This window comes from Candidatus Solincola tengchongensis (genome assembly GCF_015711935.1).
GTDB lineage: Bacteria > Actinomycetota > Geothermincolia > Geothermincolales > RBG-13-55-18 > Solincola_A > Solincola_A tengchongensis.
On record NZ_JACVJJ010000041.1, the window covers coordinates 1 to 21,642 of the forward strand.

Here is a 21,642-nt window from a genome sequence, read left to right on the forward strand (position 1 = left end):
TCGGTTCTCGGCTATCATCTTCTCTCCCGGACCATCATTTGAAAATCCCTTCTATTATTCCCGGTCGCACTCCCAGGTATGCGGCCACCTCCTCCGCCCGCGCGCCGCGCAGGCGGCAGGAATGTTTCCCGCAGACCTCGGCGCCGGCCTCGGACTCTTCGCTCTCTCCTCCCTCCCCGGCGGGGAGGAAAAGGGCCCGGTGATCCGGGGAGAGTGCGGTTGCGGCCAGAAGGGCGCGACCCTGCTCCGCGTCCGCCCCCCGGTACCTGACCAGTATCGGCCCCTCTAGGAACAGGTCCAGGGCCAGGGCGAAGGGGGAGGCCATATGGCCATGAGACCGGGCCTCGCCGGACACCGAGGACAGCAACCTCTCCCCCGTTTCTTTCCACCCCTCCTCCCCGGTGAGGAAGTACTGGCGGAGCATGGCCTCCGCTGTCCGGGAGACGGCGGAGAGTTCGGCGGGCAGGGGCCGCAGGCCGGTGGGCTGGGAGCCCTCCAGGGCGTCCAGGAGAAGCCCGCTCTCCCGGTCCAGGAAACCCTCCTCCACCAGGCGGAGCAGCTCGCCCGCCCGTTCAAGGTATGCGGGGTCTCCGCTCGAGGAGAACGCCGCCTGGAGGGCCAGTGCCGTATCCGCCTGGTCGTTCAGTAGGCCCCAGCGGTGAGGGGCCCCGTCAAGATAATGGGCCATCCCCGCCTCGGGCCGGTAGCATTCCTCCCAGGCGAAGTCCAGGAAGCGCAGGGATATGCGGCGGTAATCCTCCATCCCCAGGACAGCGGCCGCCTCAAGAAGCGCCGAGACGGCGCGGGAGGCTAGGTCCAGGTACACCGTTCGGTCCACGGGAGGCGGGTGGGCAAGGCCACGGGATGCGGCGTCCAGGGCATAATACCCCTCATCGGCGTCCTGGCTCCCGAAGAAGCGGTGGTCGCCGTCGCTCAGGGTGCCGTGGATGTAGGAGGCGGTCTCCGCCGCCACCTGCAGGAACTCCACCTCCCCGGACGCCCCGTAGGCCCGTAGATAGGCGGTGAGGAGCCGGGCGTTGTCGTCGAGCATCTTCTCGTAGTGGGGGAGCGACCAGTCGCGGGTGACGGAATAGCGGAAGAAACCGCCCTCCACCGGGTCCCGCAGTGCACCCCGGGCCATGGCTCTCAGGTACTGGAGGGCGAAATCCAGGTACTCCCCTCCGCCCTCCTTGCGGTGCATGCGCAGGGCGAGCAGAATGGCCTCGGGGTGGGGGAACTTGGGTTCCCGCCCCAGCCCTCCCTGCTCCCGGTCCCAGGCGGCAAGGACGGAGGAGGAAATCTGGTTGACCAGCGAGACGTCCAAAGATCCCGGGCGTGAAGCCCGGATCTCCTCTAGGGGCGACTGGCCCTCCAGCGCCTCCCTGTTCTCCCGGTAGAGCTCGGAGATCCTCCGCAACACCTTGCGCATGGTCTCCGGGGGGATGTAGGTGGTTCCCGCCAGGAGTGCCCCGCGGGGTGAGAGGAATGCCGTGGTGGGCCAGCCCCCCTGGTTGTAGCGGCGGTTGATGTCCGGGTTCCGGTCGTTGTCCACCCGCACCGGCACATAGAGGGAGTTGACGAGCTCGATGACCTGGTCGTCAGAATAAGTGGTCTCGTCCATCACATGGCACCAGTGGCACCACACCGCGGATATGGAGAGGAGCACCGGCTTTCCCTCGCGCTCGGCGCGGCGGAAGGCCTCCTCTCCCCAGGGCATCCATCCTATCTCCCCCGCTCGGTTGGGCCGGGGAGAGAACCTGAAGCCCTCGTGCCCTTTCTCCCCTTCTGGGCCAGCTCTCTTTTCCATCTACCACCATCTCCTCTCGCCGGAAGGCCTTGACGTCCCGGAGGCCCTGGAGGGCAACGTCGAGGGCGCGGGTCATCACCGTCTTCCCTTCTAGATATTCATGATGTCCGGCATGAGAACCCGTCTTTCCCTTATCGGTGAGCTGCTCGGCGGGATGCTCCATCCAATGGGCTGGAATCTCCCGGGAAGCGGCTTATCCGCAAGCAAAAGGGGTTAGAGGTCCCCAAAGGCCGGTGCCGGTCCATGCCCAGCCGACGGGCCGCCAATCGATACCCATGCCACCGTGAAACCGTCACGATTTGTTGAGGTATCCTCGCTGCTTTGCCCGGGGCCGCCCCCTCGGTCGGGTGCGGGAAAGGTGCTCCAACTTGAAGGAGGGCGTACCAGCGCCCTCCCGATTATACCCAGCGTCTCCCACCCGGACGGGAATGCCGCCGACGGCTCCCTACCCGCGTGCCCCCGGCTTTTCCCTTTCCTCGGCCGCTTCCTTCCCGGAGCTTTCTCCCCTGCGCATCTGCTTCTCCATGGTCACGCAGGGGAACTTGGAATCCGCGCAATGGGGGCAGCACAGTCCTCCCTTTTCCTGCAGCTTCGCTTTGGCCATTCCCGCATCTCCTTTCCGCGAAGGTTCTCGGTCTTGCCTTCTATAAATCTAACCCATCGCGTTTCCACGAACCATGACCGCCGTCATCCGCATTCCGCCGCCCGGCGAGGGAACGAGGTGACCCGATGCAGCGCCTTTCCCATGGACGGGCGAGGGGCCTGGCCGGAAGTCGCCGTGGCCGGAAGTCGCCGTGGGTAGTTTCTAGAGTCCGTCGAAGTAGCGGAGCAGGGCCTCCCTATCCCTCACCGTGAGGAACTTTCCCTCCGAGGCTATGACCTCCGATTTCTTGAGGCGGCTCATCACCCTGGAGACGGTTTCCTCCGTGGAGCCCACCAGCCCCGCGATGTCTCGGTTGGTGAGGGGGGTGTTGATGACCAGACCGCACTTGTCACTTATCCCCACCTCATCCACCATCTTGAGGAGCACGCAGGCGATGCGCTTCTCCACCTTTTCCCCGGCGATGCAGCGCTCCTTGTAGTAGGCCTGGTCCAGCTTCATGACCAGGCGGCGCGTGAGGTAGAGGGCGAAGTAAGGGTCACGGGAGGCCAGCCACTGCAGGTCGTCCCAGCTGATCCGCCAGACCCGGGAGTCCTCGCGGGCCACCGCGGAATAGGAATATACCCCCTCCTCATAGAGTGCCCCTTCCCCGAAGAGGTCCCCAGGGTAGAGGAAGCCGAAGATGTAGAGCTTGCCGTCCCCGTGGACGATATTGGCCTCCACGATGCCTTCCTCCATGACATAGAGGTGGGAGGCCTCGTCCTGGTCGATGAAGATGTACTGCTCGCGGTCGAACCTCTCCGGTTTGAAGAGCTCGCGGGCTTCCTCGCGCAGGCCCTCCTCCAGATGGTTGAGCAGCTCCCGCAGGTACTGGTCCTCCACCGTGCGGCTCCTTCCCCTAAATAAGGTACATGAACAGGATGATTATACCAATCCGAGGTCTCTCCGGCACCACCTCGGACGGGTCGCTCCGACTGGTAACCCACCTACGGGTTACTCTATTGCTTTCCTACCCCTTCTTTCTCGCCAGCGATGTACGGCGGCCAGCGATGGTATATTTACATAAGCCCATATAATTAATATCATGGTGACGGTGAAGATGGCTGATGCACCTTTTCTCGGTGGCCGATAACCGCGGCCGCTCGAGATGCGCGAAGGCGGGAAGGAGGTGAGCATCATGCCAGGTTACGGATGCCGCAATATGTACCGTTTGACCGGTCTTCCGGGCTGGATGAGACTCGGCTACAGCCCCGGCAGGGTGGGGAGGAGTCCCAGCGGTCTGGGGCCCTGCGCCGAGTACCTGATGGCCGGGAGGTGGCAAACCCCGGGAAGGATCGGACTTGGCAAGCCGAACCGTCTGCGAGCTTCTCCGGTGAGGCCGGTTTTACGGTAGATGCGGAGAGGGAATTGCAATTCCTCAAGTCCAGGGCCGAATTTCTCTCTCAACAGCTGGAAGCCGTCCGCAGGCGCATCGAGGAGATTGAGAAGTGATGAGGGCACGGCCCAATACTTTGATGGGATGAGCATCGGGAAAGGCAAGGGTTCATCTTCTTCCAGGCCCGAGGACTTGGTGTTTTTCCCTCCTGCCCGGGAACCGAATCCGACCTTTGCATGTCAGGACATGCGATTTAGCGGGTTTTCGGTCGTGAACGGCGGTAAGGACTTCGGGATGTGCCCCTCCACAATATCGAGCCAATCCTTTCCGCTGCTTTCGGGTTGAGAAGTTCACGAACATCCCTCTCATCCCATGCCGACCTCCACCTATGCATGGGCTGCTCTGCGTGATCGCGGGAAATTCGGGACCGATTCCCGCCCCTTTCGGGGTGGACTCGACTCGTTCCCATGGCCGCCATGACCATGGGGACCCTCGTTTTTATATGTATTGATTTATGGAGTCTCGCGAGTAGCACTTCAACCCCTCGCTTCGCCACTTCCCTCTCCGCTCATTTCGCGGAAGCGGATTCCCTTTATAAGGTCGATGCGGGTGACCACGCCCACCATCTTGCCCTCCTCGTCGGTGACCACGAGGAAGCGGGATTGGTCGGCGAACATCTTCATGATCGCGTTCTGAATGGAGTCCTTCAGGTTAATGCTGGGAGGGGGCCTGTGCATGATGTCCTCCACCCTCCTGTACACCCGGCTGGCGGGGTCCTTGCGGGCGAATATGGCGGTGATGTCCGTGTCCCTTACCACGCCCACCAGCCGGCCCTCCTCGTCCAGGACGGGCAGGCCGTGGAACTTGTGCGTCTTGAACAGCTCCACAAGCCTCTCCAGGGATTCATCCACACGGGCACAGACGGGTTGCCTGGTCATCACGTCCTCCACCTTGCCCTCCAGATAGATTTGTTTTTCGCCCCTCAAGGTTCTCACCTCGCTCTTCTCATGTCCCGGCCTCCCCGGCCTTGATGATGGCGTAGCGGGTGAAGGGTGGGCCTATGAGCTGGAAGAAAAGGGTGGTGGCGGCGATGACGCTTATGGCCTTGGTCCCCAGTTCCACGCCCGCCGTCCCGAAGTTGCCTCCCCCCAGTTCGAGCATGGTCTGGATGGAAAGGCCAATGGCCACCCCGGCCTGCGAGAAAAGGCACAGCCCCAGATACTTGCGGACATTCTCCGGGGCATTGGATATCTTCCCTCCCAGAGTGGCTCCCAACTGTTTCCCCAAGGAACGGAAGAGGATGTAAAGGAGGCCTATCCAGCCCAGCCGGAGGAGCCTTCCGGCCATCAGTTGCGAGCCCACAACGACGAAGAAGACGACGAACAGTGGTTGGGTTACACCTCGCATTATCTCGAAGAGGTCCTCCCTCCGCCACCTGGTGAGGTTGACCACGGCCATGCCCATGGCCATGTTGGCCAGGATGAGGGAGAAGTGCAGGACGTTGGCCAGGCCGGTGGTGAGGACGATGGCCCCCAGGGTGAGAACCAATAGGCCCCTCCGCGCCGTGTAGTTGCGCACCACTGAGAGGAAGGCCAACCCCATTGCCGTCCCCAGCGCCAGAGCTCCCAGGATCTCCCCGAAGGGGCGCAGTACGGCCTCCGCCACGTTCACCTCGCTACCCGTGAGGAGGAACTTGGCCAGGAAGATGGCGAAGGCATAGATGATGATGGCCACGGCGTCGTCTATTCCCACCACGGCGAAGACTGTGGTGGTGAGAGGCCCGGAGGCCTGGTATTCCCGCAGCACGTCCACGGTGGCCGCCGGAGCCGTAGCTGAGGCCAGGGCACCGAACACCAGGGCCAGGGGGATATCCCGGGTGAATACATAGAGGGCGAGGGTCACCAGCACGGTGGCTCCCGCTGACTCGAGCACCGAGATCCAGAGGATGGAGTTACCCAGGTGCCGGAGCTTGCGAAAGGCCAGTTCCCCTCCGATGTCGAAGCCGATACAGGCCAGGGCCAAGTAGGTGAAGTAGATCAACCCGCCGAAGTTATCGTCGTTGAAGATCCCCAGGACGGACTTGCCCATGAGAATACCCACCAAGATATATCCCACCACCATGGGCACCTTGATGCGACGGCAGAGGAGTCCCGCCCCCCATCCCAAGAGGAGGGCCACGCCGACCATGGTGACCAGGAAATGGGGGCTTTCGGGAACGATGTCCTTGAGCATGGCGTCAGCTTCCTTCCTTCGCCCTGATATAGGCGGATACGAATTCCCGCAGGGATCTTTCCAGATCCCGACGCGCCTCGGCATTCATGCGCTCCAGCACGGCCTTCAGGTACCTCTTGCGGTGTGCGTTGACCTTGCGCACCAGCCGCTCGCCCATGGGGGTTAGGGCCAGCTCCACGCGACGCCGGTCCTCCCTTCCCGGCGTGCGGCGGAGGCAGCCCTTTTCCTCGAGGCGTTCCAGGAGAGAGGTGACCGCCGGCGGGGTTATGCCCAGCATGGCGGCTATTTGGGCCGGTTTGTCGATGTGGTTGTGTATCATGTCCAGCACTCGGAATTGAGGAACGGTGATCTGCTCCTCCCTCTCCCGGAGGAGGGACTCGGCCAGGATATTGACCATGATGCGAGAGGCGTTCAGGATCTGATCCTCGAGCTCCTCGGGAAAGCCGCCCGCCTTGTGCGGCGCCTCCTTTTTCATCGTCAAAGCCCGTCTCCTTAACGCAATCCGCGAAGATCGTTAAAAATTATAATAATTAATATATTGAACCTTTTTGGATAAAGGTCAAGGATATCCCGCGACACGCCGGACTTTTAGCGATCCTCCGGGTTGGGGTGATGCCCAAGAGCTCGCGTTTCCAAACCCTAGCGGTTTGGGGTCCCTCTCTCAACATGAGGCTCTATCTCCGAGGGCTCCCTAACCTAATGGTTCAACGCGGCGGAGGGAGCGGTTATAATCTGAGAACAATGAACGTCGTGGATATCAGAGAGGATCGGAGAAAGGCGAGCGGAAGGTGGGCGGATTTCAAAGGGATTTCGAGAGGCTCTTCAACCCCCGCTCCATCGCCGTGGTGGGGGCCTCCAACCTGCCCGGCAAATGGGGTTTCAACATGCCCATGAACATCATCGGGGGAGGTTACCGGGGAAAGCTATTCATGGTCAACCCCCATGAGAAGCGCGTCCTCGGGTTTCCCGCCTACCCCTCCCTACTGGATATCGAGGAGGAGGTCGACCTGGTGGTGGTGGCCATCCCGGCGCGCAAGGTGGCCGACGTCATCTCCCAGGCGGCGGAGAAGGGGGTGAGGAACGCCGTCGTCGTCTCCTCCAACTTCAGCGAGGTGGGCGAGGAGGGCGCCCGGCTGGAGCGCCACCTGGCGGAGGTCGCCAATCGGGCGGGCATCACCATCGTGGGCCCCAACACCATGGGCATCTACAGCAAGACCAGCTCCCTGTGCTGCCTGGGCGCCCCGGTCTTCCCCCTCAAGGGCGGGGTGGGCTTCGTCTCCCAGAGCGGGAATCTCGGAGTGCAGCTCATGACCTGGGGATACCGCAAGGGGGTGGGCTTCAGCCGCTTCATCGGCAGCGGCAACGCCGCCAACACGGACATCAGCGACTGGCTGGAGTTCCTGGGAGAGGACCCGGAGACGGAGACCATCATCCTCTACATCGAGGGGGTGAAGGATGGGAGGAAATTCCTGGAAGTCGCCCGCCGCATCACCCCCCGTAAGCCGGTCATCGCCCTCAAGGCGGGCAAGGGCCGACAGGGACAGCGGGCGGTCCTCTCCCATTCCGGTTCCCTGGCCGGGCCCTACGAGCTCTTCCGGGGGGCCATGGAGCAGGCGGGCATCATCGAGGCGGAGACCACCGAGGAGCTGGTGGACCTGGCCGCCGCCTTCTCCTCCCTTCCCGTGCCCCGGGGGCCGCGCACGGCGGTGATGACCCTGGGTGGGGGTTGGGGAGTGGCCGCCGCCGATTACTTCGACCGCGAGGGCCTGGAGATGGCCGTCCTCCCGGACCGGGTCATCGAGGAACTGGACCGCTACCTCCCGGCCTTCTGGAGCCGCCGCAACCCGGTGGACATCGTGGGCAACGTGCAGCGCTCCAACCACTTCCGGGTCATTGACGCCCTGGCCCGCTGCCCGGAGGTGGACATGGTCATCAGCATGGGGACCCTCATGGGGCGTGACTTCTGGCTGGAGAACATGTTCAAGACCGCCGTGCGCCCCTTTTTGAACATACTCCTCAGACGCACCAGGCTGCTCCCCTTCTTCCAGCTCTCCGTCTGGAAGGGGTTCCGGGACTCTCTTCGCAAGCGCGGCGGGCGCAGCCGCGAGGGCAGCGGGGGCATCGACCCCTCCGAGGCCCTGCAATGGACGGACCTGGCCGTGGTGCGCCGCATCAAGCGCCTCATGCAGGAGGAGGGCAAACCCATCATCGCCGTGGCCGTGAACGAAGGGGAACGCTCCGCCTCCTTCCGCATGCGCGACTCCGGGGTCTTCACCGCCTCCACCCCTGAGAGGGCGGTGCGGGTGGCCGGAAAGCTGGCCGGTTATGCCCGTTTTCTCGGCGAGCGCGGGGAAGGCTGAAGGCCTCCTGCGGAGGGCCTGACGGAACGGGGCCGCCGCCCTGGCCTCCCACCCGCCGGAATGACGTCCCGCGTCCCGTGAGCGGCAGGGCCACTACCTCCCGGTGTGGTAAGGCATGCCTTGCGGTAACGCGGCGTTTGGAGGCCGTCATCCCTTATTGACAAGGTATGGAGCCGAGAGTAAAAAGAATGGATAAGCTCGGGAAGGTACCGTAAGGCGAGGACCTCGGGCAAGGATACTTTCCATGCGGGTCATAATCACCGGTTGCGGAAGGGTGGGCGCCCAGCTTGCCCAACTGCTCTCCTACGAAGGCCATGACGTCGTGGTCATCGACCGGGACGAGGAATCCTTTCTCCGCCTGCCGGCCGGGTTCAACGGCATCACCATGACCGGGGTCGCCTTCGACGAGAGCACCCTGCTGGAGGCGGGCATAGAGTTCGCCGACGCCGTGGCGGCGGTGACCAATTACGACAACACCAACCTGATGGTCGCCGAGATCGCTTCGAGACTGTACGACGTCCCCAAGGTCATCGCCCGCCTCTATGACCCGGAGAAAAGGAGGGTCTTCGAGAAGCTCGGTGTGAACTACGTCTGCGGAACCACCCTGGTGGCGGAGAGGATGATGCACAAGCTCCTGCAGGGCGAGGTGCTCATCCACCAGGAGCGCTACGATCCCGGGGTGAGGGTCATGGAGTTCAAGGTCCCTTGGCTGGCCAGGAGGATGACCGTGGGCGACCTCGAGGTCAACGGGCAGGCCCGCGTCCTGGCCCTGCAGCGTTCCGGCCGCCAGATACGCTGGGAGAAGGATATGCGGCTGCTGGTCGGGGATACGGTGGTCATCGCCGCCAGGAGGGCGGCCTGGAAGGCATTGGAAGACATCCTGGGAAACCTCGGCCTGCAGGCGTAAGTCCTTGTGCCCGGGAGCCGCTTTTTCACCGGAGGCGGGAGAGGATGAGGGTGATAATCGCCGGTTGCGGGCGCGTGGGCGCCCAGCTCGCGGAGATGCTCTCCCTGGACAACCACCAGGTGGTGGTCATCGACCGCGACAGCTCCGCCTTCGACCGCCTCTTCAAGTTATTTCCAGGGGAGGTGGTCCAGGGCGTGTCCTTCGACATCGGCACTCTGAAGAAAGCGGAGGCGGAGAAGGCCGATGCCCTGGCGGCGGTGACCAATTACGACAATGCCAACCTGATGACCGCGGAGGTGGCCAAGAACGTCTATGGGATTCCCCGGGTGGTGGCCCGCATCTACAACCCGGACAAGGAGGAGACCTACCGTGCCCTGGGGATAGATTACGTCATCGGGACCCATCTGGTCGCCAGGTCCATCATGGAGGCCATCGTAAAGCCCCTGATAAGGCGGAGGGCGCGATGCTGCGAGGGGAGCCTCAACCTCGTGGAGTTCGATTGCCCGCCGAGGTGGTGGGGACAGACCATGGACTGGTGCGAGAGGCAGGTCCCGGTGTGGATAGCCTATCTGGTCCGGGGTGGCGAGGTCGTCTTCCCGGAAGGAGAAACGGTCCTCGAGGAGGGGGACGAGATAACCGCCCTGGCCTCGGACCGGTCCCTGGTCAAGCTGGATGCATACCTGCGCAAGAAAGCGGGGAGTAGGGGTTAAGACCATGTACATCGTGATCGGCGGCGGCGGAAAAGTGGGTTCCTTCCTGGCCGAGAGGCTCATAGAGAGGAAACACGCCGTGGCGGTCATAGAGAAGAGCGAGAGGGACTGCCAACGGCTGGCCCGGGACCTCAACGCGCTGGTGATCCACGGGGACGCCTGCGATTATCACTCCCAGGAGGAGGCCCAGATGTCCCGAGCCCACGTCTTCGCCGCCGTGACCGGTGACGACGACGACAACCTCACCGCCTGTCAACTGGCCCGCACCTCCTTCGGGGTTCCCCGCCTGGTGGCCCGGGTGAACGACCCCGCCAACGAGGAGATCTTCAACCTGATGGGCATCGACGCCATCTCCAGCACCACCATTGTGGCCAGGCTCATCGAGAGCATGAGCACGGTGGAGGACATCATCACCCTTCATGCCCTGCGCAAGGGCAAGGTGGTAGTGGTGGAGGTGGACATACCTCCGGGCGGTAGCCAGGCCTGCTGCCGCAGGATAAAGGAGATCGGGCTGCCTCCGGGATGTGTGCTCATCTCCGTGGTCAGGGGAGAAGAGGTCATAATCCCGCGCGGCGAGGACATCCTGCAGCCCGGCGATTCGGTGATCGCCGTTACCGCGGTGGACAAGGAGGAGGAGCTCCGCCGCCTCCTCCTGACCTGAAGGCCCACCATGGGTAAGTCGAAGGCTGGAAGGAGGTTGAGGGGGTTGAGGGAGGGGAGAAGAGGAAGCGGCAGAGAGAGCCGCGGCAAGGTACTCCTGGGTTATGCGCGGGGGATGCTCGTCGAGGTGATGGCGGTGGCGGCACTCGCTTCCGCCGCCCTACTGCTCATGTTCGTGGTGAAGGCGCTGGCCACATGATCCTCAAACCATCCAGAGCGGACGTCAGGATCATAGCCTGGGCCATAGGGAGGGTCATCCTGGGGGTCGGGCTGATAATGCTCGCGCCCCTGTTTACCTCCCTCGTCTGTTCGGAATGGAACGTGGCCCTGGATTTCCTCATCGGCATCGCCGCCTGCGTCCTCTTCTGGCTGGTCACGGAGAGCACCTGCCGGGTAGAGAGGGACCTGCGGTGGTTTCACGGCCTCATCGTGGCCTCCGCCGGATGGCTGACGGCCATGGTCTTCGGGGCCATCCCCCATTATCTCTCCGGGCACTTCAAGTCCTTCCTGGATGCCTGCTTCGACCTCATGAGCGGCTACACCACCACCGGCCTTTTCCTCCTCCAGGACCTGGATCATTGCTCGCACGGCCTCAACATGTGGAGGCATCTCCTGACCTATGCCGGCGGCCAGGGGATCATAGTCATCGCCCTCACCTTCCTCTTCGCGGGCACGGCGGGATCCTTCAAGATCTACGTGAGCGAGGGCAAGGAGGAGAAGCTCCTGCCCAACGTCATCAACACCGCGCGGGCCATCTGGATGATCAGTCTGAGTTATCTCGCCGTGGGCAGCTCCCTGCTCTGGGCGGCCCTGGTGAGGGAGGGGATGCCCGCGGGGAGGGGGTTCCTGCACGCCGTCTGGCTGTTCATGGGCGCCTGGTCCACGGGAGGCTTCGCTCCCCAGAGTCTGAACCTGCTCTACTACCACAGCCTGACGGTGGAACTCGTCACCCTGGTCATATTCGTCATCGGTTCCTTCAACTTCGCCCTCCATTACTCCGTCTGGACGGGAGACGCGAAGGAGATATACCGCAACGTGGAGACCAGGTCCTTCGCCTTAACCCTGATGCTCTCCACCTTCCTCCTTTCTCTGGGCTTGGGGAAGGTTGGGGTTTTCGGGAGTCTCATGGAGTTCTTCCGCAAGGGCTTCTACAATCTCGTCAGCGGCCACACCACCACCGGGAACAGCACCATATATTCGGTCTCTTTTTACCGGGACTTCGGGTTTCTGGCCATGTGGGCGGTGATCCTGGCCATGGCCGTCGGCGCCAGCGCCTGTTCCACCGGAGGGGGCTTCAAGGGACTGCGCATGGGCATCCTCTACCGCTATTTCCGGGGCGAGCTGCGGAGGCTGGCTTCCCCGGAGAGGGCGGTGGTGGCGGAGAAGATCCACCACATACGGGACATATGGCTGGACGACGCCCTGGTAAAAGGGGTCTTCTTCGTCCTGCTCTGTTACGTGATCACCTATTTCATGGGGGGGATGCTGGGGATAGCCTACGGGTACGAACCGTCGGTGGCCTTCTTCGACGCCGTCTCCGCGGGGAGCAACACCGGGCTTTCCGCCGGCCTCACCTCTCCGCTCATGCCCGCCGCCCTCAAGGTCTATTACATATTCGCCATGTGGGCGGGGAGGTTGGAGTTCATGTCCGTCATCGCCCTCCTGAGTTTCTTCGGGGCCCTGGCCCGCGGAAGAGGGGGGAGGTAGGGCCCATGAAGCGCTCCACTCCTCATCCTCTCCTCTGGCTGGCGGCCCTGGTGCTGGCCGCCGCGTCGTTCGCTCTCTCCTCCGTGGCGGCCCGGGGCGCGGAAAGCCAGGTGACTGTCCAGGAGCTGGTGGAAAAGGCGCAGGAGTACGACGGGCGCGAGGTGGTCGTCGAGGGGGAGGTGGTGGGGGACGTCATGATGCGCGGAGAGGAGGCCTGGATAACCGTCAACGACGACCCTTACAGCCGCCGGAGCCTGGAAGAGGGTGGGGAGTTCGCCGGGCTCAGCAACTACGGCATAGGGGTGGTGCTTCCCCGTGCGGAGGCCGAGAAGGTGAAGGTCTTGGGGGGCTACAAGCACCACGGCGACCGGGTGCGGGTCAGGGGCATCTTTCACCGCGCAGACCGGGAACATGGGGGAGATACGGATATTGAGGGCGTATCCCTCGAGGTGGTGAAACCGGGTTATCCCATCCCTCACCCGTTCTCCTACGGGAAGCTGGCGGTCGCCCTGGCCCTCTCCGCGGCGGCGTTCCTCGGGAGCCGCCTTTTGAAGAGGAGGTCGGCCCCCGCCTCCTGAGGGACTCCGCGCCTGTTCTTTAAACCGGTTTGGTCCGCTCTCCCGGCGGCGTGATAATATTTCGCTTACTGATGATGTTGCGCTCATGATGCCGGCGAGACGGAAAGGCACGCTGTCCCATGCAGGACGTGAAGGCCATATACAGGCTGAATCCCGAGGAGGTCTACACCTTCCTGGGGACTTCACCCCAGGGCCTCAGCGAGGAGGAGGCGGCCCGACGCCTGGAGGAGCACGGGCCCAACCAGATACGGGAGATACGCGGGGCCCCGCTCTGGAAGAAACTGCTGGCCCACTTCACCAACTTCTTCGCCATCCTCCTCTGGATAGGGGCCGCACTGGCCTTCATCGCTGACCAGGCCCCCCTGGCCTGGGCCATCATCGGGGTCATCGTGGTCAATGCCGTCTTCACCTTCATCCAGGAGTACAAGGCGGAAAAGGCCACCGAGGCCCTGAAAAGGCTCCTCCCACCCATGGCCACCGTCATCCGCGGCGGTGAGGAAAAGGAGATCGAGGCCACTCGACTGGTGCCCGGCGACCTCATCGTCCTGCGGGAAGGCGACCACATCTCCGCCGACGCCCGGCTGGTGGCCTGCGCGGACATGCGCACCAACAACTCCGCCCTTACCGGAGAATCCGAACCCGTGCGCCGCTCCTCGGCGCCGGTCCTCGAGGAGGGGCTCTCCTTCAGCGACGTCCTCAACCTGGTGTTCATGGGGACCACGGTTAGCGTGGGTAGCGGGAGGGCCGTGGTCTACGCCACGGGCATGGACACCGAGTTCGGCAAGATCGCCAAACTCACCCAGACCGTGGAGGAGGAGGAGTCCCCCATCCAGGTACAGATGAAGCGCATCACCAAGTTTGTGGCCGTCCTGGCCGTGGGCCTGGGGATCATCTTCTTCCTCCTGGGGCAGTTCGTGGTGAGGCTGCCCTTCACCGAGAACCTCATCTTCGCCATCGGCATCATAGTGGCCAACGTACCCGAGGGCCTGCTTCCCACGGTGACCCTGGCCCTGGCCATGGCCACGCAGCGCATGGCCCGGCGCAACGCGCTGGTGAAGAAGCTATCCAGCGTGGAGACCCTGGGTTCCACCACCGTCATCTGCACGGACAAGACGGGCACCCTAACCCAGAACGAGATGACCGTCCGCTCCCTCTGGGTGCCCTGGATGGAGGTGGAGGTGAGGGGGGTGGGCTACACGCCGGTGGGGGAGTTCCTCAAGAGGAACGGCAACGGAAGGGGGGACGGAGGGAAGCGCCTCTCGGCGGAGGAAACGGAGCGACTCCGAGACCCGCTGCTGGTCTCGGTGCTGTGCAACAATTCCCGCGTGGTGCGGGAGGACGAGAAATGGCGCGTCATCGGGGACCCCACGGAGGGGGCCCTAACGGTGCTGGCGATGAAGGGCGGGTTGGACCCCGGGAAGGTGAGCGGAGACCACCGCCGGGTGGCCGAACTCCCCTTCGATTCCTCCCGCAAGATGATGACCGTGATCTGCGAGGAGGGCGGGTCGAGGAGGGCTTACGTGAAGGGCGCTCCAGGCGAGGTGGTGCGCCGTTGCACGCGCGTCCTCGACCGGGAGGGGGTCCGTGAGATGCGCCCCGAGGACCGCGACCGCATCATGGGGGTAAACGACCGCTACGCCCGCTCCGCCCTGCGCGTCCTGGCCCTTGCCGTGCGGGAGGTGCCCGACGACCTCACGCGCTACGAGGTGGAGAACACGGAGACGGACCTCACCTTCGTGGGCCTGGCGGCCATGATGGACCCACCGCGCCCCGAGGTGGAGGAGGCGGTGCGCAAGTGCCGCACGGCGGGTATCCGGGTGATCATGATCACCGGGGATTACGGCCTCACCGCGGAGTCCATCGCCCGGCGCATCGGCATGGTCCAGGGGCAGCCGGCCATCATAACCGGGACGGACCTGGAGGAGATGAGCGACGAGGAGCTCAAGCGGCGGTTGAGCGAAGAGGAGGTGCTCTTCGCCCGCGTGGCCCCGGAACACAAGATGCGCATAGCGCAGGCGCTCAAGGAGATGGGCCACGTGGTGGCCATGACCGGCGACGGGGTGAACGACGCTCCGGCGCTGAAGACCGCGGATATCGGCATCGCCATGGGGAGGGCGGGGACGGACGTGGCCAAGGAGGCGGCGGACATGATCCTCATCGACGACAACTTCGCCTCCATCGTGGCCGCCGTGGAGGAGGGAAGGGCCATCTTTGACAACATCCGGCGCTTCATCACCTATATCCTGGCCTCCAACATCCCGGAGATCGTGCCCTTCATCCTCATGGTGCTGTTCAATATCCCCCTGCCCCTAACCATCATCCAGATACTGGCCGTGGACCTGGGCACCGACCTCTTGCCCGCCCTGGCCCTGGGGACGGAGGCTCCCGAGCCGGGGATCATGGACCGGCCGCCCCGGCCCGTGGAGGAGAGGCTTCTGAACATCCGCGTCCTCCTGCGCGCCTACGCTTTCCTCGGCCCCCTGGAGGCCCTGGTCTGTATGCTGGGTTACCTCAACATGTTCGGCTGGAGATGGGGAGCCGAGCTGCGGGCAATCAAAGAAGCGCAGCCCCTCACCTACGTGAAAGCGACCACCATGTCCCTCACCGGCATCGTCATGACCCAGATCGGCAACGGGTTCGCCTGCCGCACCACGCGGGAGTCCATCTTCCGGGTGGGGTTCCACACCAACCGGCTCTACCTCCTGGGCGTGGCCACGGAGCTCTCCCTGCAGGCGCTCATAGTCTACGTGCCCTTCCTGAACAACGTCTTCCAGACGGCGCCCATAGCCTGGAAGGACTGGCTGTTCCTGGTTCCCTTCATCCCCACCTGCCTCCTGGCGGACGAGATAAGGAAGGCCCTGGTGCGCGCTTACCTGCGCCGGAGGAAAAAAGGGGACGAGGGATGACCGGGAGGGCGGAGCGGGCACCACGGGGCCCGGGAGCGGGGAGCGGGAGAGGCGACGCCAGGGAGGGGGCATGCTCGAGGCGATAGAGCGGGCAGGGCGGCGATGTTCCCGCGAACGACGGCAACGCCGCGGATGCACCGGAGATATACGGGTGTTACTATCGAATTGTATCCACTCGCGCTTTCCTTGCTTGCCGGGGAGCGGGATGGAAAAGGCCGGGGCAGGCATGGAACCGGGGTCCGGAAGGGACCGATCGGGGCCGGCGGCGGATGCTGCCGAGGGTCGTCGGAAAAAGGCTTCTGGCAGGAAATGGTAAGAGGGGCGGAAAGCCCGTGTTCTCCACGTAAAGGGTGAGGGATCGACGGCGCGGGGGTGAGACGATGCACGTGGTCATAGGCGGATGCGGAAGGGTTGGGTCCTACCTCGCTTACATGCTGGAGAGGGAGGGCCATACGGTGGCGGTCATCGACAAGGACCCGGAGGCCTTCGAGAACCTCTGGGAGGGTTTCTCGGGCAAGAAGGTCAAGGGGGTGGTCTTCGACCGCGACGCCCTGATCGAGGCGGGGATAGAGAGAGCGGACGCCTTCGCCTCGGTGACCAGCGGGGACAACAGCAACATCGTCAGCGCCCGGCTGGCCAAGGAATACTTCCACGTGCCCCGGGTGATAACCCGCATCTACGACCCCCGGAGGGCGGAGATCTACCGCCGCCTGAGGATCCCCACCGTGGCCAGCGTGGCCTGGGCCGGCCACCGCATCCTGAGCTACATCTCCCACGGGGAGCTGGACAGCGAATTCCAGTTCGGCAGCGGGGAGGTGGACCTGTTGAGGCTGGACCTCCCCCTGCACCTGGCGGGAAGGAAGGCGGCCGACCTCAACGTTCCCGGGGAGGTCCAGGTGGTCACCGTGGTCCGAGAGGGAAGCGCCCGGCTTGCCATCCCCGGGACCGTCCTCCGGGAGGGGGACATCCTGTACGTGGCCGTGGCCAAGGAGAGCCAGTCCAAGCTGGAGAGGCTTCTGGGCCTGAAGTGAGGGGGGCGGATAATGCGTATCGTCGTGCTGGGCGGGGGCATGGTGGGCAGGTATCTCCTGGAAGCCCTGCGGGAGGAACACCAGGTGGTGCTGGTGGAGAAGAGGCTGGACAGGGTGAAGGAGTTGCGCGACCGGTTCCCGGATGCGGATATCGTCCACGGCGATGCCTGCGAGCCGAAGGTATTGGACGTGGCGAAGACGGCCGGCGCGGATGCGGTCGCCGCGGTGACCGGCGACGACGAGGACAACCTGGTCATCTCCTACTTGGCCAAGTTCGAGTACGGCGTGCCCATGGTCTTCGCGCGGGTCAACAACCCCAAGAACGAGTGGCTCTTCACCGCCGAGTGGGGGGTGGACGAGGCCATATGCAGCGCCTCCATCATCGTCCAGCTGGTGCGGGAGGAGATCTCCCTGGGGGAGATGGTCACCCTGCTGAAGTTGCGCCGCGAGAACCTGGCCGTGGAGGAGGTCCTCGTCGAGGAGGGGAGCGGGGTGGTGGGCAAGAGCATCGGCGAGTTGGACCTCCCGCCCCAGGTCCTGGTGGCCACCGTGCTTCGCGACCGGCACCTCCTGATCCCCCGCGGCGACCTGGTCCTACAGCGAGGGGACAAGGTGCTCTTCGTCTCGGAGGCGGACCGGGCGGAGGACATCAGGAGGATACTGGGATTAGGGTGAGGGCACATGGTCACGCGGCCGGAATCCCCAGGAACGGGAGGCGAGGATTCCCTTCATGCCCTCCGGTTCACCGGCTGCTACTATATCCCCGGTTGTCGTGGAGGGCATGCCTTGCCCCTCATGATCACTGGTTCTTCTCTCACCACCCGCGAAGAACCACGGCGTTCGCCGCTTTTTCCCGGAAGGCCGGATGTGGCCCGAGGGGACATGCCTGGGGTCCCGTACACGGACCGCGTAGGGGGTGAGTGGCGGTGAGGGTGGTGATCATGGGCGGGGGAAAGGTGGGTTCCTTCCTGACCGAGATACTGGAGGCCAACGGCCACCGGGTCACGGTCATCGAACGTGACCGTGCGCTGTGCGAAAGCATCGCCTCTCGCACCTCGGCGACGGTCATAGAGGGGGACGGCTGCGACATGCGTTTCCAGGAAGAGGCCGATGTGGGTTCGGCCGACGTCTTCGCCGCGGTCACCGGTGACGACGACGACAACCTGGTGGCCTGCCAGCTGGCGCGGACCCACTTCCAGGTGCCCCGCGCCGTGGCCCGGGTGAACAACCCCAAGAACGAGAAGATATTCAACCGCCTGGGCATAGATGCCATATCCAGCACCACGGTCATCGCCGAGCTCATCGAGGAACGGACCACGGTAGGGGACATCATCACCCTGCACACCCTGAAGAAGGGGAGGCTGGCCGTAGTGGAGCTGGACCTTCCCGAGGACCGCTGCCGCTCCTGCAACGTCCCCCTGCGGGACCTCGGGCTTCCCCAGGGCTGCGTGCTGGTCTCCATCATCCGGGGCGACGAGGTGATCATCCCCCAGGGCGAGTCCGTGCTCCAGCCGGGAGACACGGTCATCGCGGTCACCGAGCCGGAGAGGGAGGCGGAACTGAAGCGTATTCTCGCCGGGTGAGGTCCGCCGGCCAGGGATTACCTGCCATTGTCTCGGGCCTCCCTCGTCCCCTTGGGGAGGGGCAAACTACCGTCGAGCGCAATCCATTTACTCTACACGCGAAGCCTCCCGGCGCGCACGCCTTGATGGCCAAAACGGTGCTTGTCAACGGAGGTGAATAGCATTAATATTTTGTCGGAAAAAAATTTTGGTATTCCGAAAATAAAATTACGATTAACTGAAAAAAGCTCGCAGGTCGGAGGGAGGCACACGGACAATCCTCGGAGAGGGCACCGCCCGATGAGCCGTCGTCCCTTCTGTACGGGAAGAGGGAAAGGAAAACGGAGATGAGGACCACGGCGGAGAAGCTGAGGATGGTGAAAGAAGCGGAGGCGTCCGCCTCGGAGGTCATCGCCGCCGCACGCCGCGAAGCGGAGGAGCTGGTCCTGAAGGCCCGCGAAGAGGCGGAATCCCACAGGGAGGCGGAGAGGAAGCGGGCCCGCGAGGAGGGGGAGAGGGAACTGGAGCGCAGGATTGAGGAGGCCGGGCGCGAAGCGGAGGAGATAGCCGCCGAGTTCTCCCGGAGGAAATCGGCCATGCTGGATGCCGCCCGAATCAAGAAGGAGGAGGCGGTAGCGCTCCTGCTCAAGGGATTGAAGGAGGCCGGAAAGGCCTCCTTTTAACGTGGCGGAGAGGTGAGAGATGCCCGTCGCCAGGATGCTCAAAGCCACCATTCTGGTCCCCGCGGAGAGGAGGGACGAGCTCGTCCAGAGGCTCTACGAACTGGGAGCCGTGCACGTGGTGAACCTCCCTTCCGCCATGGAGGGTGAGCTGGAGGAGCTGGCCGTACCCTGCCGCTCCGAGGTGCGGGAACTGAAGCTGGCCATATCGCGGTGCGATTTCCTCATCGAGCTCCTGGAGCGCTTCGAGGAAAGGAAGGGCGGCCTTTTGGGCGGCCTCCTGCAGGGGAGGACACATCTCACCTACGAGGAGTTCCTGCGCGTGGAGAAGGAGGTGGACCTGGAGGCCCTCTACCGGGAACTGGAGGACCTGGACATCCAGCTCCGCCACGTGGAGAGCCGTATCGCGGAGATAGGGAGATCCGTCGAGGAACTGCGCCTCTGGGAGGAGCTCCGTTTTCCTCTGGGCGAGCTGCGGGAGCTCCGATGGGTGGAGGTAAGGCTTGCGGTACTGGGCGCCGGACACTATCCGGCCTGGGAGAGGGAGATGGAGGAGGCCTGCCCTTATTCCTGGTGGGAGGAGCTGCGCCGGGATGGGGAGCGCCTCTTCATGGTGGTAGCCGTGCACCGGGAGGACCTGGATTTCTTCCGGGAGCTGGCCCAGAGGTACGAGCTGGAGGAGGTACACTTCCCCGGAGTGGACTCCACACCGGAAGAGGAGGCGGCGCGCCTGCGGAAACGCCTGGAGGAGGAGGCCACGGCCCGGGAGAGGCTGGTGGAGGGCATCAGGGAGAAACTGCCCCTCAAGCCCAAGCTCCTGGCTCTCAACGATTACCTGCGCAACCTGCTCCTCAAGGAGGAGGTGCAGGAGAACTTCCTGCGCACGGACCGGGTGGTGGCCTTGGAGGGATGGGTGGAGGAATCCCGGGGGGAGGAGGTGCTCCTCGCGCTGGAGGAACTGGGAGACACCCTGGACGTGACCCTGGAGCCGCCGGGAGAGGAAGATCTCCCGCCCACCCTCCTCGTCAACCGCGGGGGGATAAAGCCCGCGGAAAGCCTCATCAATCTCTTCGGCCTGCCCAATCCGGGGGAGACCGACCCCACGCCCTTCGTGGCCCCCTTCTTCGTCCTCTTCTTCGGGATGTGTATCGGGGACGTGGGATACGGTGCCCTGATCGCTCTCGGCTCCTGGCTGGCGCTGCGCAAACTGGACCTCTCCGAGGCCGTGCGCCGCTTCTTCCGCCTCATGCTCTACTGCGGGATCGCCTCCATGGTGGTGGGGGTGTTCACCCGGGGCTGGTTCGGCATCGAGGGGGAGGCACTGCCCGCGGTCCTCAAATTCCCGGGAACCCTCGACGTCCTCCTCAACCCCATCCCCATGATGCTCATCTGCGCCGCGCTGGGACTCATCCACATATCCATAGGGGTGGCCATCGAGATGTACGACAACATGCGCCACAACTCGGTGTGGATGGGTTTCTGCGAACAGGGGACCACCCTCCTCATGTGGCTGGGCCTGGCGGTCATGGCCCTCGGTGCCGGGGTGAAGGTCAAGCCGGTGCAGACGGCGGGGACGTGGGCCCTGGCCGCGGGCGCTGCGGGGGTGGTATTCCTCTCCAACATCTCCAGCAAGAGCATCCTGGGCAAGTTCTTCGGCGGGCTCTACAACCTTTACGGCCTCTTCGGGGCCACCATCGGCGACGTGGCCTCCTATCTACGACTTTACGCTCTGGGAATGGCCACCGTGGCCATCGGGAGCGTGATCAACCGCATGGCCGGCATGATCTTCGCCATTCCCGTCCTGGGCGTGGTCCTCATGGTGGCCATCCTGGCCGGCGGCCATATCTTCAACCTGCTCATAAACCTGCTTGGCGCTTTCGTGCACCCGCTCAGGCTGCAGTACGTGGAGTTCTTCGGGAAGTTCTACGAGGACGGAGGGGAGCCCTTCCGGCCCTTCGGCCTGCGTACGGAGAAAGTGGTTATCGACGATCTTCAAGGAGGTAAGGCATGAACGCGACCTTCGGCGGACTCTCCGGTGTACACTGGGCGGTTCTGGGCGCCGCCCTGGCGGTCATCGGGGGAGGCACCGGCTCGGCCATGGGCATAACCTACATCGCCAACGTGGCCGGGGGCATCCTGGTGGATATGCCGGACCTCTTCGGTCCGCTCCTGCCCCTGGTGGTCATACCCGGTACCCAGGGGATCTACGGGTTCATCACCGGGGTGGTGGTGGCCTTCGTCATGAAGCCCGGCTCGGGGTGGGGAGCCCTGCCCGGTTGGGTGGGCTTCCAGATCTTCCTGGCCTGCCTGCCGGTGGCCTTCGTCTGCTGCACCTCCGCCATATACCAGGGCCTTACCTCCGTGGGAGCGGCGCCCATGGTGGCCAAGCGGCGGGAGGAGATGGGCCGGGCGCTGGTCCTTCCGGCCCTGGTGGAGACCTACGCCGTGCTCTCGCTCATCGTGACCATCATCTACCTGTTCGTGGTCATCAAGCCGTTGTACGGCACCCTCGGGATCTGAGTTTCC

Annotated in this window: 20 protein-coding genes; 14 read left to right on the forward strand and 6 right to left on the reverse strand. The window is 64.0% G+C overall.

Going from position 1 to position 21,642, the window contains the following annotated elements:
• Positions 1 to 34 precede the first annotated feature (34 nt).
• From H7007_RS02795 to H7007_RS02820, 6 genes are all read right to left on the reverse strand, one after another.
• Positions 35 to 1,807 (reverse strand): thioredoxin domain-containing protein, encoded by a 1,773-nt coding sequence (locus H7007_RS02795; protein WP_287152973.1) that lies wholly within the window; start codon positions 1,805 to 1,807, stop codon positions 35 to 37.
• A 445-nt stretch (positions 1,808 to 2,252) separates the two neighbouring features.
• A complete protein-coding gene (locus H7007_RS02800; protein ID WP_287152974.1) occupies positions 2,253 to 2,411 on the reverse strand; it encodes a hypothetical protein in 159 nt (52 codons plus the stop codon).
• 201 nt (positions 2,412 to 2,612) lie between these two features.
• Positions 2,613 to 3,290, reverse strand: coding sequence for a Crp/Fnr family transcriptional regulator (locus H7007_RS02805; RefSeq protein ID WP_287152975.1), 678 nt, complete (start codon positions 3,288 to 3,290; stop codon positions 2,613 to 2,615).
• Positions 3,291 to 4,319: 1,029 nt separating this feature from the next.
• Positions 4,320 to 4,769, reverse strand: coding sequence for a CBS domain-containing protein (locus H7007_RS02810; protein ID WP_287152976.1), 450 nt, complete (start codon positions 4,767 to 4,769; stop codon positions 4,320 to 4,322).
• A 19-nt stretch (positions 4,770 to 4,788) separates the two neighbouring features.
• Entirely contained in the window at positions 4,789 to 6,015 is a 1,227-nt protein-coding gene (locus tag H7007_RS02815; protein WP_287152977.1) for a cation:proton antiporter, read from the reverse strand.
• Between the two features lie 4 nt (positions 6,016 to 6,019).
• The gene (locus tag H7007_RS02820) at positions 6,020 to 6,490 is read right to left on the reverse strand and encodes a MarR family winged helix-turn-helix transcriptional regulator (RefSeq protein ID WP_287153004.1); all 471 of its coding nucleotides are present in this window, start codon (positions 6,488 to 6,490) and stop codon (positions 6,020 to 6,022) included.
• 313 nt (positions 6,491 to 6,803) lie between these two features.
• On the opposite strand from H7007_RS02820, the gene H7007_RS02825 reads away from it, so the two are divergent.
• The 14 genes from H7007_RS02825 to H7007_RS02890 all read left to right on the forward strand — a co-directional run bounded on the left by H7007_RS02825 (position 6,804) and on the right by H7007_RS02890 (position 21,636).
• Positions 6,804 to 8,375, forward strand: coding sequence for an acetate--CoA ligase family protein (locus H7007_RS02825; RefSeq protein ID WP_287152978.1), 1,572 nt, complete (start codon positions 6,804 to 6,806; stop codon positions 8,373 to 8,375).
• A 244-nt stretch (positions 8,376 to 8,619) separates the two neighbouring features.
• Positions 8,620 to 9,282 carry a potassium channel family protein gene (locus tag H7007_RS02830; protein ID WP_287152979.1) on the forward strand — a complete coding sequence of 221 codons (663 nt, stop codon included), beginning with the start codon at positions 8,620 to 8,622 and terminating at the stop codon, positions 9,280 to 9,282.
• A gap of 44 nt (positions 9,283 to 9,326) precedes the next feature.
• Complete coding sequence (locus tag H7007_RS02835; protein WP_287152980.1) at positions 9,327 to 9,992, forward strand: potassium channel family protein; 666 nt, start codon at positions 9,327 to 9,329, stop codon at positions 9,990 to 9,992.
• Between the two features lie 4 nt (positions 9,993 to 9,996).
• Positions 9,997 to 10,653 (forward strand): potassium channel family protein, encoded by a 657-nt coding sequence (locus tag H7007_RS02840; protein ID WP_287152981.1) that lies wholly within the window; start codon positions 9,997 to 9,999, stop codon positions 10,651 to 10,653.
• Positions 10,654 to 10,698: 45 nt separating this feature from the next.
• Entirely contained in the window at positions 10,699 to 10,851 is a 153-nt protein-coding gene (locus tag H7007_RS02845) for a hypothetical protein (protein WP_287152982.1), read from the forward strand.
• Entirely contained in the window at positions 10,848 to 12,359 is a 1,512-nt protein-coding gene (locus H7007_RS02850) for a TrkH family potassium uptake protein (protein ID WP_287152983.1), read from the forward strand. Before H7007_RS02845 ends, H7007_RS02850 begins: the two co-directional genes overlap by 4 nt.
• A gap of 5 nt (positions 12,360 to 12,364) precedes the next feature.
• Positions 12,365 to 12,937 carry a hypothetical protein gene (locus H7007_RS02855; protein ID WP_287152984.1) on the forward strand — a complete coding sequence of 191 codons (573 nt, stop codon included), beginning with the start codon at positions 12,365 to 12,367 and terminating at the stop codon, positions 12,935 to 12,937.
• 119 nt (positions 12,938 to 13,056) lie between these two features.
• Entirely contained in the window at positions 13,057 to 15,843 is a 2,787-nt protein-coding gene (locus tag H7007_RS02860; RefSeq protein WP_287152985.1) for a cation-translocating P-type ATPase, read from the forward strand.
• Between the two features lie 380 nt (positions 15,844 to 16,223).
• Positions 16,224 to 16,874: a potassium channel family protein gene (locus H7007_RS02865; RefSeq protein ID WP_287152986.1), complete on the forward strand. Its 651-nt coding sequence runs from the start codon at positions 16,224 to 16,226 to the stop codon at positions 16,872 to 16,874.
• 12 nt (positions 16,875 to 16,886) lie between these two features.
• On the forward strand, positions 16,887 to 17,549 hold the full coding sequence (locus tag H7007_RS02870; protein WP_287152987.1) for a potassium channel family protein: 663 nt from the start codon (positions 16,887 to 16,889) through the stop codon (positions 17,547 to 17,549).
• A 251-nt stretch (positions 17,550 to 17,800) separates the two neighbouring features.
• A complete protein-coding gene (locus H7007_RS02875; protein WP_287152988.1) occupies positions 17,801 to 18,457 on the forward strand; it encodes a potassium channel family protein in 657 nt (218 codons plus the stop codon).
• Between the two features lie 326 nt (positions 18,458 to 18,783).
• On the forward strand, positions 18,784 to 19,119 hold the full coding sequence (locus H7007_RS02880) for a hypothetical protein (protein ID WP_287152989.1): 336 nt from the start codon (positions 18,784 to 18,786) through the stop codon (positions 19,117 to 19,119).
• A gap of 19 nt (positions 19,120 to 19,138) precedes the next feature.
• The gene (locus H7007_RS02885) at positions 19,139 to 21,127 is read left to right on the forward strand and encodes a V-type ATP synthase subunit I (protein WP_287152990.1); all 1,989 of its coding nucleotides are present in this window, start codon (positions 19,139 to 19,141) and stop codon (positions 21,125 to 21,127) included.
• A complete protein-coding gene (locus tag H7007_RS02890) occupies positions 21,124 to 21,636 on the forward strand; it encodes a V-type ATP synthase subunit K (RefSeq protein ID WP_287152991.1) in 513 nt (170 codons plus the stop codon). Before H7007_RS02885 ends, H7007_RS02890 begins: the two co-directional genes overlap by 4 nt.
• Positions 21,637 to 21,642: the final 6 nt, after the last annotated feature.

What these genes read in the sequence shown, in the direction of transcription:
- H7007_RS02795 (WP_287152973.1), bottom strand. Translation starts at nt 1,807, where the DNA reads ATGGAAAAGAGAGCTGGCCCAGAAGGGGAGAAAGGGCACGAGGGCTTC.
- H7007_RS02800 (WP_287152974.1), bottom strand. Translation starts at nt 2,411, where the DNA reads ATGGCCAAAGCGAAGCTGCAGGAAAAGGGAGGACTGTGCTGCCCCCAT.
- H7007_RS02815 (WP_287152977.1), bottom strand. Translation starts at nt 6,015, where the DNA reads ATGCTCAAGGACATCGTTCCCGAAAGCCCCCATTTCCTGGTCACCATG.
- H7007_RS02820 (WP_287153004.1), bottom strand. Translation starts at nt 6,490, where the DNA reads ATGAAAAAGGAGGCGCCGCACAAGGCGGGCGGCTTTCCCGAGGAGCTC.
- H7007_RS02830 (WP_287152979.1), top strand. Translation starts at nt 8,620, where the DNA reads ATGCGGGTCATAATCACCGGTTGCGGAAGGGTGGGCGCCCAGCTTGCC.
- H7007_RS02835 (WP_287152980.1), top strand. Translation starts at nt 9,327, where the DNA reads ATGAGGGTGATAATCGCCGGTTGCGGGCGCGTGGGCGCCCAGCTCGCG.
- H7007_RS02840 (WP_287152981.1), top strand. Translation starts at nt 9,997, where the DNA reads ATGTACATCGTGATCGGCGGCGGCGGAAAAGTGGGTTCCTTCCTGGCC.
- H7007_RS02850 (WP_287152983.1), top strand. Translation starts at nt 10,848, where the DNA reads ATGATCCTCAAACCATCCAGAGCGGACGTCAGGATCATAGCCTGGGCC.
- H7007_RS02855 (WP_287152984.1), top strand. Translation starts at nt 12,365, where the DNA reads ATGAAGCGCTCCACTCCTCATCCTCTCCTCTGGCTGGCGGCCCTGGTG.
- H7007_RS02860 (WP_287152985.1), top strand. Translation starts at nt 13,057, where the DNA reads ATGCAGGACGTGAAGGCCATATACAGGCTGAATCCCGAGGAGGTCTAC.
- H7007_RS02865 (WP_287152986.1), top strand. Translation starts at nt 16,224, where the DNA reads ATGCACGTGGTCATAGGCGGATGCGGAAGGGTTGGGTCCTACCTCGCT.
- H7007_RS02870 (WP_287152987.1), top strand. Translation starts at nt 16,887, where the DNA reads ATGCGTATCGTCGTGCTGGGCGGGGGCATGGTGGGCAGGTATCTCCTG.
- H7007_RS02880 (WP_287152989.1), top strand. Translation starts at nt 18,784, where the DNA reads ATGAGGACCACGGCGGAGAAGCTGAGGATGGTGAAAGAAGCGGAGGCG.
- H7007_RS02885 (WP_287152990.1), top strand. Translation starts at nt 19,139, where the DNA reads ATGCCCGTCGCCAGGATGCTCAAAGCCACCATTCTGGTCCCCGCGGAG.
- H7007_RS02890 (WP_287152991.1), top strand. Translation starts at nt 21,124, where the DNA reads ATGAACGCGACCTTCGGCGGACTCTCCGGTGTACACTGGGCGGTTCTG.